Below are 12,536 nucleotides of genomic sequence, written 5' to 3' on the forward strand. Positions count from 1 at the left end.
TCAGTTCGCGGAGTTCTCGGTCGCCAGCCGCAGGAGGCTTTCGCCGTCCATCTCGTCGATCGAGCCCACATCGTCGGGCGGGGGTTCGGCGGCATCGCCGTCGTCGTGGGCGAGTCCCAGGACCAGGTCCAGCAGTCCGGCCTTGCGCAGGCGGCCGACCGGGATGGCCGCCAGCGCCTCCCGGATGTGCGCGTCCGGGTCGGCCCCGCTCGCGGATGCGCCGGGCAGGAGTAGTTGTTGCAGGTGTCCGGCCAGGGCCGCGGGCGTCGGGTGGTCGAACACGAGCGTCACCGGGAGCGCCAGCCCGGTGGCCGCCTTGAGGCGGTTGCGCAGCTCCACGGCCGTCACCGAGTCGTAGCCGACGTCGCGGAAGGCCCGGTTGGCCGGGAACGCGTCGTCGGTGAATCCGAGCGTCACCGCGGCTTCGCGGCGAACCAGGTCGAGCACGACGCGGCCCCGTTCGGCCTCGGGCAGAGACTCCAGGCGCCGCTTGAGCGCCGACTCGTCCGGTTCCGCCTCGGGCTCCGCCAGCGCCTGGCGGGCTTGCGGGATCCCGGACAGCAGCGGGCTCGGGCGTCCTGCGGTGAAGCTGGGTGCGAACCGCTCCCAGTCGGTGTTGGTCACGGTGAGGGTCGCGAGCCCGTCCGCCACGGCCTGCTGCAGCACCAGGACCGCCAGTTCCGGGGCCATCTGCAGCACGCCTCGCCGGCGCAGGCGCTCGGCGTCCTCTGCGTCCGAGGCGGCCTTGCCCGCTTCGGACCACGCTCCCCAGGCGATCGACGTCGCGGGCAGGCCGAGGCTCCGCCGCTGCTGCGCCAGGCCGTCGAGGAAGGCGTTGGCCGCCGCGTAGGCGGCCTGGCCGCCGCTGCCCCAGCTCGCCGCGCCCGAGGAGAACAGCACGAAGGCCTCCAGCTCGCGGTCCGCGGTGAGCTCGTGCAGGTGCCGCGCCGAGGTCATCTTCGCGCGCAGCACACCGTCGACCTCCTCGCCGGACAGGGAGTCGAGACCGACGCCGCTGTCGAAGATGCCCGCGGCGTGCACGATCCCGCGCAGCGGGCGGTCGTCCGGGATCTCCGCCAGCACCGTCGCCAGCGCGTCCCGGTCGGCGACGTCGCAGGCCCGCACCGTGACCTCCGCGCCCGATGCCTGGAGTTCGGCCCGCAGTTCAGCGGCACCGGGGGCGTCGGGTCCGCGGCGGCTCACCAGCACCACGTGCTGGGCCCCGCGGCCGACCGCCCAGCGAGCGACCCGGGCGCCCAGCCCACCGGTACCGCCGGTGATCAGCACCGAGCCGCTGACCCGCCAGTCGTCGGTCCGCGGACCGCGCGGCGCACGCGCCAACCGCCGTCCGAACGCACCGGAGGAGCGCACCGCGATCTGGTCCTCGGAACCCGCCAGCGCACCGGCGAAGTGCTCCAGGACGCGTTCGTCGAGCTCGTCGGGCAGGTCGATCAGACCACCCCACCGGCGCGGCAGCTCCAGCGCTGCCACGCGACCCATGCCCCACAACGCCGTTTGGGCCGGGCTGCAGGGGGCGTCCGAGTCGCCCACCGACACCGCACGCCGGGTCGCGCACCACAGCGGCGCGTCAACGCCGAGATCGCCCAGCGCCTGGAGCAGCGTCAACGTCGAGAGCATGCCGACCGGGGTCGAGCCGAGCACCGGATGCGCCGTCTCGAGGACGCCCAGCAACGACAGCACCCCGGCGATCTCGGTCCCCTCCGACGCGACCCCGGCGAGCTCGGACGCCAGCCGGTCGCGGTCCGCGGTCGGCGAAACCTCGACCACCACCGCATCAGGTCCCAGCGCCGTGAGCGCCGAGTTCGTCCACTCGTCACCGGAACCGCTGGGCACGACGGCGAGCCACACACCGGACGGCGCTTCCGCGGCGAGTCCCGTCATCGCGGACCAGGTCTCCTGGTACCGCCAGGCGCTGGTGACCGAGTGTGCTCGCTGGTGGTTGCGCCAAGAGGCCAGCGCCGGGGTGATCGCGGCCGCCGTCTCGGCGTCCAGGCCCAAGGCCGAACCCAGGTCTCCGCCTTCGACCAACTCCCAGAAGGCCGAATCCACCGGATCCACCGCGGCCGCGGCGGCACCCGGTTTCGGCCAGAACCACTGCCGGTGGAAGGCGTAGGTCGGCAGGTCGACGCGGCGCGCACCGGTGCCGGCGAACAACGGCCTCCAGTCGACCTCCACACCGCGCACGTACGCCTCGGCCATCGAGGTCGCGAAGCGAACGGGACCGCCCTGGTGGCGTCGCAACGTTCCCACGGCCGTCACGTCGACCTCGGCGTCCTCGGCCATCCGCTGCAGGTGCATCGTCAGCACCGGGTGGGCGCTGGGCTCGATGAACACCCGGTGGCCGTCGACGAGCAGCGCGCCGACGGCACCGGCGAAGTCGACCGGCTGCCGGGCGTTCTGGAACCAGTACTCGGCGTCCAGCTCTGCGGTGTCGATCCGGGCGGCGGTGACGGCCGAGTAGAACGGCACGTCCGCCGACCGAGGCCGCACCGACGCCAGCGACTCCAGGAGGGCGTCCCGCAGCGGTTGCACGTGCGCGCAGTGCGAGGCGACCGGGGCGACGACCCGCGCCCGAATCCCCCGCGCCTCGCAGGCCGCCACGAACTGGTCCAGAGAGTCCTGGTCGCCCGCGACGGTGACCGCGCCGGGCCCGTTGACCCCGGCGAGGGCGAGCTGGTCCGGCCAGTCGTCGAGCAGCTCCCGGACGTCCTCCCGGGAGGCCGCGACGGAGGCCACTCCTCCCTCGCCCACCATCTCCTCGGCGAAGAGCCGGCTGCGCACCACCACGATCCGCGCCGCGTCCACCAGGCTCAGCGCACCGGCGACGTAGGCCGCCGCGATCTCGCCCTGGGAGTGACCGACCACGGCGGCGGGCCGGACCCCGCAGGAGCGCCAGACCTCCGCCAGCGACACCATGACCGCGAACAGCAGCGGCTGGAGGACCTCGATCCGCTCCAGCGCGGCGGCGCCCTCCTCGGTCGTGGACTCGCGCAGCACCTCCAGCACCGACCACCCGGCCAGGGGTTCGATGGTCGCGTCGCACTCGTGCATGGCGGCGCGGAAGACCGGCGACGCGTCCAGCAGCTCCAGGGCCATGCCCGCCCACTGGGTGCCCTGCCCCGGGAACACCAGGACCGGACCGGGGCCGACTTCGCCCACCTCGCCGCGCACCGCACCGACGGCGTCACCGCCCAGACGCAGTGCCACAGCGCGGTTCTCGAACACCGAGCGGGTGGTCAGCAGCGAGAAGCCGACGTCGACCGGGGCGATCTCGGGGTTGTCGGCGGCGAAGACCTCCAACCGGTCGAGCTGACCGTCCAATGCGGACTCGGACCTGGCCGAGACGACCCACGGGACGACACCGCCCAAGGTCTCGCTCGGACCGGAGCCCTCGGCCGACGGCTGGTCGGGCTCCGCCTGCTCCAGGATGAGGTGCGCGTTGGTTCCGCTGATGCCGAACGACGACACCGCTCCTCGCCGCGCCCGGCCGACCTCCGGCCACTCCGCGGGCGAGCTCAGCACTTCGACCGCGGCCGTGGACCAGTCCACGTGCGAGGAGGGCGTCTCGGCGTGCAGCGTGCGCGGGAGCATCCCCTGCCGCAGGGCCAGCACCATCTTGATCACGCTCGCCACGCCTGCAGCGGCCTGGGTGTGACCGATGTTGGACTTGATCGAGCCGAGCAGCAAGGGGTGCTGCCGGTCCTGACCGTAGGTCGCCGCGAGGGCTTGGACCTCGATCGGGTCGCCCAGCGCGGTACCGGTCCCGTGCGCGTCGACCGCGTCGACGTCCGATGCGGACAGACCTGCGGCCGACAGCGCCTGCTGGATCACCCGCTGCTGCGAAGGACCGTTCGGCGCGGTGAGGCCGTTGGAAGCACCGTCCTGGTTCACCGCGCTGCCCCGCACCACCGCCAGCACCTGGTGCCCGTTGCGCTTGGCGTCCGACAGGCGTTCCAGCACCACCACGCCGACGCCTTCCGCCCAACCGGCGCCGTCGGCGTCGTCGGAGAACGCCTTGCAGCGCCCGTCGGGGGCCGAGGCACCTTGCCGCTCCAACTCCGAGAGCGTCGCCGGTGTGGACATGATGGTGGCGCCACCGGCCAGCGCCAGGTCGCATTCGTCCTGGTGCAGCGACTGCGAGGCGAGGTGCATCGCCAGCAGCGACGAGGAGCAGGCGGTGTCCACCGTGACGGCCGGGCCTTCGAAACCGAAGGTGTAGGCCAGTCGCCCGGAGATCACGCTGCCCGCGACGCCGGTCAGCGCGTGGCCGCCGGTGTCCTGGTCCGAGCTGGTCAGCACGTTCGCGTAGTCCTGCATCGTGCTGCCCACGAACACACCGGTCCGGCTTCCCCGCAGGGACGCCGGGACGACCCCGACGCGTTCGAGCGCTTCCCACGACGTCTCCAACAACAGGCGCTGCTGTGGGTCCATGGCGAGCGCTTCGCGCGGCGAGATGCCGAAGAACACCGGGTCGAAATCGGCCTGGTCGACCAGGAAGCCGCCCTCGCCGGGCACCTCGCCGGAGCCCAGCAGCGCGTCGAGGTCCCAGCCCCGGTCGGTGGGGAACGCGGCGATCGCGTCCTCCCCCTCCACCAGGAGCTGCCACAGGTCGTCCGGGGAGGCGACACCGCCGGGGAAGCGGCAGGCCATGCCGACGATCGCGATCGGCTCCTCGACCCGGTCGCGGCGTTGCGCCACCTCGATCTCGGCGCGGTCGCCGAGCAGTTCGCCGAGCAGGTGCTCGGCCAGGGCCCGAGGCGTCGGGTAGTCGTAGACCAGGCTCGCGGCCAGCGTCCGTCCGGTGGCGGCGGCGAGCTGGTTGCGCAGTTCGACGCCGGTCAGCGAGTCGAAGCCCAGGTCCCGGAACGCCTTGTCGAGTCCGATCGCCGCCGGCTCGGCGTGCCCCAGCACGGCACCGACGCGGGTGCGGACCAGGTCGAGCACCAGGTCGGTCCGCTCGGCCTCGGCCAGCTCGTGCAACCGGGCGGCGAAAGCGGTCGGTCCCACGTCCGGGCGGGCGGACCCGACGGCGGCCAGGGCCGATCGCGCTTCCGGCAGCTCGGACAGCAGCGGCATCGGGCGCAGTTCGAGCAAGGCGCTCAGCGTCGGTGGGTGCACCAGGTCGGCGATGATCGTCGTCGCGGCAGGGCGAGTGACGGCCTGCCACAGGGCGGTGATCGCCAGGTCGGGGTCCAGCGTCCCTGCGCCGCCGCGTTGCAGCCGCTGGGCGACCTCGTCCTGGGCGGCCATGCCGCCGCCTGCCCAGGCACCCCACGCGATGGAGGTGGCGGGAAGCCCGGCGCTGCGGCGGCGCTGCGCCAACGCGTCCAGGACCGCGTTGGCGGCGGCGTAGTTGGCCTGGCCCGGGTTGCCGACCGCACCGGCCACGGACGAGAACAGCACGAAGAAGTCCAGATCGCTCGTCAGCTCGTCCAGCAGCAACGCGGAGTCCACCTTGGACCGGAACACGTCGGTGAAGCGGTCCGGTGTCAGCTGCTCCAGCACGCCGTCGTCGACCACACCGGCCGCGTGCACCACGCCGGACAACCGCTCGACGCCGGCCAGCAGGGCGGTGAGGCTGTTGCGGTCGGCGACGTCGCAGAACTCGACCCGAACCCGCACGCCCATCGCGGTCAGCTCGTCGCGCAGCTCGGCGGCGCCGGGTGCCTGCGGCCCGCGGCGGCTCACCAGGATCAGCTCTTCGGCCCCGCGTCCGGCCAGATCACGCGCGACGGCGGCGCCCAGCGCGCCCGTACCACCCGTGATGAGCACGGTCCCCGATGCCGAGAACGGTTCCGGGACGGACTGGGCACGCGGCGCGGGCAGCAGTCGGCGGCCGTACGCGCCCTGCGCTCGCACCGCGACCTGGTCCTCCGCGCCCGAGCCCAGGACTGCGGTGAAGCGCTCGATCGTGCGCTCGTCGAGCACGTCGGGCAGGTCGATCAGGCCGCCCCAGCGGCCGGGGAGTTCCAGCGCGGCGACCCGACCCAGACCCCACGTCCCGGCACGCATCGGATGGCGGACCGGGTCGTCGTCGCCGGTCGACACCGCTTCCCGGGTCACGGCCCAGACGCGCGCGTCGATGCCCGCGTCGCCGAGCGCCTGCACCAGCAGCGCGGTACTGCTCAGGCCCCGCTCGGCGACGCCGAGCAGCGACACCACACCCGACACCTCCGGCAGGGCAGCGAGCCGGTCGGCCGTCTCGCCGCGTCCTCCTCCGTCGGTGATCTCCAGGACTTGAGAACTCGCGCCGAAGGAGTCGACCACGGCGCTGACCCACAGGTCGTCCGCGAGTTCGGCGGGCACGACGATTAACCAGGTCCCCGTCGTCGGCGAGGAGGACGGAGGGTCCAGCGGGGTCCAAACTTCCTGGTAGCACCAGGAGTCCACCCGCGACTGCACGCGCCGCCGGTTGCGCCACGAGGACAGCGCGGGGGCCAGACCGGCCACCGCTTCCTCGTCAAGGCCCAACTCCGAGGCCAGCGAGCCGTTGTCGACCAGTTCCCAGAAGACGTCATCGCCGGTGTTCGACCCCACCCGATCCGGCCAGAACCGCTCCCGCTGGAACGCGTACGTCGGCAGGTCGATCCGGCGCGCGCAGGTGCCTGCGAACACTCCGGTCCAGTCGACCTCGACACCCGAGACGTGCAAGCGCGCCAGCGCGTCGAGCAGCACCGACTCGGCGTCACGACCCTCGCGCTGCGCCGGAACCGCGACCGCGTTCTGCGGCGCGACCTCCGCGGCCATCGCGGCGAGGACCCCGTCCGGACCGATTTCCAAGAACGCCGTGACCTCGGCGTCGACCAGGTGCGTCACCGCATCGGCGAACCGCACGGTCTCCCGCACGTGCCGCACCCAGAACTCCGGCGAGGTCACGTCCCCGCCGGTGGCGATCGGGATGATCGGTTCCTGGAACGACAATCCGCTGATCGCTTCGCGGAAGTCGTCCAGCATCGGGTCCATCAACGACGAGTGAAACCCATGACTGACCAGCAGACGCCTAGACTTCCACCGCGACGCCGCTCCCAGCACCGCAGCCTCATCACCGGCCAGCACCACCGACGACGGACCGTTCACCGCCGCGACCGACACACCACCGGTGAGGTGCGGCAGAACCTCCTCCTCACCGGCCTGCACCGCCACCATCGCCCCACCGGGCGGAAGTGCCTGCATGAGGCTCGCCCGCGCACTGACCAGCACGCACGCATCCTCCAGCGAGAACACACCAGCAACATGCGCAGCCGCGACCTCACCGATCGAATGCCCCGCGAGATGGTCCGGCCGCAACCCGAACGACTCCACCAAACGGAACAGCGCCACCTCGACCGCGAACAACGCAGGCTGGGCGTTGCCGGTCTCATTCAGCGCTACCGCGTCCCGGCCCCACATCACATCCCGCACCGCAGGGTCCAGGTGCCCCAACACCGCGTCCAGAGCCTCGGCGAACACCGGGAACCGGTCGTAGAGATCCCGGCCCATGCCGAGGCGCTGAGAGCCCTGCCCCGAGAACAGCACTGCGAGCGACGAATGCTCGCGGGCCACACCACGCGCGACCTCCACCACCTCGGAGTCCGAGCCCAGCAGCACCGCGCGGTGCTCGAACACCGCCCGCGACTCCGCCAGCGAGGAACCGACGTCGACGGGTGAGAGCTCGGGGGCGTCCCGCACGAAGGTCGTGAGCCGCCGCAGCTGCTCCGACAAGGCGGCGTCGGAGCGCGCCGACACCACCCACGGGACCGCGGTCGGCTCGACCTCCGGCTCCTCCACCGGCTGGTCCACCACGGGCGCCGATTCGACGATCACGTGCGCGTTGGTTCCGCTGACGCCGAACGAGGACACCGCGGCGCGACGAGCACGGCCGGTCTCCGGCCAAACCCTCGGCGAGCAAACCAGTTCCACCGCGCCGGCCGACCAGTCCACATCGGACGATGGCTCTTCCGCGTGCAGCGTGCGCGGCACCACCCCGTGGCGCATCGCGGCGACCATCTTGATGACACCGGCGACGCCACCCGCGGACTGCGCGTGCCCGATGTTCGACTTGATCGAACCCAGCAGCACGGGAGTCTCCCGGTCCTGGCCGTAGGTCGCCAGGAGCGCCTGCGCCTCGATCGGATCACCCAGCGCGGTACCGGTCCCGTGCGCCTCAACAACATCCACATCGGACGGTTCCAGGCCGGCGGCGGCCAGCGCCTGGCGGATCACCCGCTGCTGCGACGGACCGTTCGGCGCCGTCAGCCCGTTGGAGGCGCCGTCCTGGTTCACCGCAGAGCCGCGCAGCACCGCCAGCACGCGGTGCCCGTTGCGCTGCGCGTCCGAGAGCCGCTCCAGGGCGAGCACACCCACGCCCTCGGACCAGCCGGTGCCGTCCGCCCCGTCGGCGAACGCCTTGCACCGCCCGTCCGGGGCCAGGCCGCCCTGCCAGGTGAACGCGGCGAACGCGTTCGGCGTCGCCATCACACGCACCCCGCCCGCCAGGGCGAGGTCGCACTCGCCCTGCCGCAGGGACTGCGCGGCCAGGTGCATCGCCACCAGCGACGACGAGCACGCCGTGTCCACCGTGATCGCCGGGCCTTCCAGGCCCAGCAGGTAGGAGATGCGGCCGGACAGGGCGCTCGCGGAGAACGCCGTGGTGGCGTAGAGCTGGAAGTCCTCGCGAGCGTTCGAGTTGGTCAGCAGGTCACCGTAGTCCTGGTCGGTGGTGCCGGTGAACACGCCGGTCGGAGTGCCCCGCAACGACGACGCGTCGATCCCGGCACGCTCCAGCGCCTCCCACGAGACCTCCAGCAGCAGCCGCTGCTGCGGGTCCATCGCCAGCGCCTCGCGCGGCGAGATGCCGAAGAAGCCCGCGTCGAAACCGGCCACGTCATCCAGGAAACCGCCCTGCGCCGTAGCGCTGTTGATCCGCTCGGGGTCCCAGCCGCGATCGGTCGGGAACGACGTGATCACGTCCCGTCCTTCGGCGACGACGTCCCACAGCTCCTCGGGTGAGGACACCCCGCCCGGGTACCGGCACCCCACACCCACCACTGCGATCGGATCGTCGGAGTGCACCGCGCCGGCGACCGGAGCCACGACCGCCTCGCGGTGACCGAGCAGCTCGCCCCGCAAGTGCGCGGCCACCGCCTTCGCCGTCGGGTGGTCGAAGACGAGCGTGGTCGGCAGCGCGAGCCCGGTCACCGCCTTGAGCCGGTTGCGGACGTCGACGGCGGTCACCGAGTCGAAACCGAGGTCGCGGAACGCGCGTTCCACGGGAAGCTCACCGGGATCGGCGTAGCCCAGGGCCCGCCCGGCTTCGGTGCGCACCAGGTCGAGCAGGACGCGCTCCTGCTCGACCTCGGTCAGGCCGGTGAGCCGCCGCTCCAGCTCGGAGGCGCTCTCCTGCTGGACGGTGGTGGCCGCCTCGGAGAGCGCCTGCCGGGCTTCCGGAATCCCGGTCAGCAGCGGGCTCGGCCGACCGGCGGTGAAGCTCGGCGCGAACCGCTGCCAGTCGGTGTTGGTCGCGGTGAGCGTCGCGACCCCGTCCTCGACCGCGTGCTGCAGCACCAGCAGCGCCTGCTGCGGATCCATCGGCAGCACGCCGAGCCGCCGCATCCGCTCCGCGCGCTCCGGGTCGGTGGCCATACCGGATTCACCCCACGCGCCCCACGCGATCGAGGTCGCCGCCAGGCCCAGACCTCGCCGGTGCAGCGCCAGGCCGTCCAGGAACGCGTTCGCCGCCGCGTAGGCGGACTGCCGACCGCTGCCCCAGCTCGCCGCACCCGAGGAGAACAGCACGAAGGCGTCCAGCTCGCGGTCCGCGGTGAGCTCGTGCAGGTGCCGCGCCGAGGTCATCTTCGCGCGCAGCACGACGTCGAGGTCGTCGGCTTCCAGGAGGTCGACGGGAGCTTCGCCCTCGCCGTGCGCGGCGGCGTGGACGACCGCCGTCAGCGGAAGGTCGTCCGGCACGCGCGACAGCACGCCCGCCAGCGCGTCCCGGTCCGAGACGTCGCAGGACTCGACGGTCACCCGGGCGCCCAGCGCCTCCAGGTCCTCGCGCAGTTCGCGGGTTCCGGGCGCTTCAGGGCCTCGACGGCTCACCAGCAGCACGTGCTCGGCTCCGCGGCCGACCGCCCAGCGAGCCACCTGCCCGCCGAGGGCTCCGGTCCCGCCGGTGATCAGGACGGTGCCCCGTACCCGCCACTCCCCCCGGCGCGGACCGCGCGGGGCGCGGGACAGCCGCCGCCCGAACGCCCCGGAGGAGCGCACGGCGATCTGGTCCTCACCACCGGCGCCCGCCAGCGCGCCGACGAAGTGCTCCCCGACCGTTTCGTCGAGATCATCGGGCAGGTCGATCAGACCGCCCCACCGGTTCGGCAGGTCCAGCGCGGCGACCCGGCCGAGACCCCACAGCGCCGTCTGCACCGGGTTGCGCACCGGATCGGAGTCCCCGATCGACATCGCACCACGCGTCACGCACCACAGCGGAGCGGTGATGCCGGCGTCGCCCAGCGCTTGGATCAGCAGCACCGTCGAGGTCAAGCCGACCGGGCTCGACACGTGCACGGGATGCGCGGCTTCCGAGGTGCCCAGCAACGACACCACACCGTCCAGGTCGGGCAGCTCCGCCAACCGACCCGCCAGCCCGGCACGGTCCTCGTCACCCACCTCCAACCACACCACCTCGGTCGCCGCTTCCAGGGCCGCCAACACCCGCCCCCGAACACGGCCGTGATCCGGACCCCGAGAACCGCTGTGCTCCGGGTTGGCTCCTGTGGGGGCGGTCGGGGTGATGACCAGCCAGGTTCCGGGTGGGGTGGTTCGCCGGGTGGGGAGCGAGGTCCAGGTTTCGCGGTATCGCCAGGTGTCCGCGGTGACCTGCGCACGTGAGCGGTCGCGCCAGGACGCGAGAGCTGGTGCGACCACGGCAGCGGTCTCGGCGTCGAGCTCCAGGGCCGATGCGAGGTCGCCGTCCTCGACGAGGTCCCAGAGGGCGGAGTCCACCGGGTCCACGTCGACCGCCGGTTCCACCGGGTCCTCCCAGTAGCGCTGGCGCTGGAAGGCGTAGGTGGGCAAGTCGACGCGGCGCGCGCCCGTGCCCGCGAACAGTGCTGCCCAGTCCACCGGCACACCGCGGACGTGGGCCTCGGCGACGGAGGTCAGCAGCTGCTCCCAGCCGCCTCGCCCGCGTCGCAACGAGCCGAGGACGATTCCCTCGGCACCGGCGTCCTCGAGCGTCTGCTCGACCGCGCCCGTGAGGACCGGGTGAGCGCTGGGCTCGATGAACACGTCGTGCCCGTCGGCCAGCAGGGTTCGCGTTGTCCGCTCGAACCGCACCGCCTGACGCAGGTTCGCGTACCAGTACTGCGGGTCCAGCCCGGCGGTGTCGATCAGCCCGCCGGTCACCGTCGAGTAGAACGGGACCGCGCTGGAACGCGGCCGGATGTCGGCGAGGTCGTCGAGCACGCGCTCGCGGACCGCCTCCACCTGCGGGCTGTGCGACGCGTAGTCGACGGTGACCCGCCGCGCGCGAACACCTTCGGCCTCGCACTCCGCCAGCAGTTCGTCCAGCGCGGCGTTCTCACCGGCAACGACCGTCGAGTGCGGCGCGTTCACCACGGCCACCGCCAGCCGCTCGCCCCACCGGTCCAGCCGCCCGCGCAGTTCCTCCTCGGGCAGCGCGACCGAGAGCATCCCGCCGTGTCCGGACAGGCACTCGGCCACGGCCCGGCTGCGCAGGGCGACCACCCGGGCGGCGTCCTCCAGGCTCAACGCACCGGACACCACCGCCGCAGCGATCTCTCCCTGCGAATGACCGACCACCGCAGCGGGTTCCACGCCCAGCGAGCGCCACAGGTGGGCGAGCGAGACCATCGTCGCCCACAGCACCGGCTGGACGACGTCCACGCGTTCCAGGGACGGCGCGTCGTCGGCTTCGCCGAGCACGTCGAGCAACGACCAGTCGACGTACGGGGCCAGTGCCGCCGCGCACGCGTCGATCCGCTCGTCGAACGCCGCCGAGCGCCCCAGCAGCTCGCGGCCCATCCCGGCCCACTGCGATCCCTGGCCGGGGAAGACGAACGCGGTCTTGCCCGCGGTTCCGGCGACACCCCGCACGACGTTCTTATCGGGCCGGTCCGCGATCAGCGCGTCCAGGGCACCGCGCAGTTCGTCGAGGTCGGATCCCAGCACGACGGCGCGGTGCTCGAAGGCCGTCCGCGAGGTCACCAGCGAGAACCCGACGTCCTCCGGCCGGACGTCATCGCCCGCAGCGGACATCAACCGAGCTGCCTGCTCGGTGAGCGCCTGCTCCGACCTTGCCGAGACCACCCACGGAACCGCCGCGGGAGGTCCGGTCCGCTGACCGGTCGGCGATTCGTCGTGCTGCGGGGCCTGCTCGAGGATGACGTGCGCGTTGGTACCGCTGATCCCGAACGACGACACCCCGGCCCGGTGCGGCCTGCCCACCTCCGGCCACGGCCTCGATTCGTCCAGCAGTCGAACACCACCGGTGGACCAGTCGACCTGCCGACTGGGTT

The 12,536-nt window shown here is 72.8% G+C and carries 1 protein-coding gene (only partly in view); it reads right to left on the reverse strand.

Going from position 1 to position 12,536, the window contains the following annotated elements; genetic code table 11:
- Window positions 1–12,536: the 3' portion of a type I polyketide synthase gene (locus E1161_RS28140; protein WP_408011992.1), read on the reverse strand. Its footprint extends 6,379 nt past the window's final position; the window shows 12,536 of its 18,915 coding nt (coding positions 6,380–18,915); its start codon lies off the right edge, out of view — the gene reads right to left on this strand; its stop codon occupies window positions 1–3.

This window comes from Saccharopolyspora aridisoli (assembly GCF_004348445.1).
GTDB classification, from domain to species: Bacteria; Actinomycetota; Actinomycetes; order Mycobacteriales; family Pseudonocardiaceae; genus Saccharopolyspora; species Saccharopolyspora aridisoli.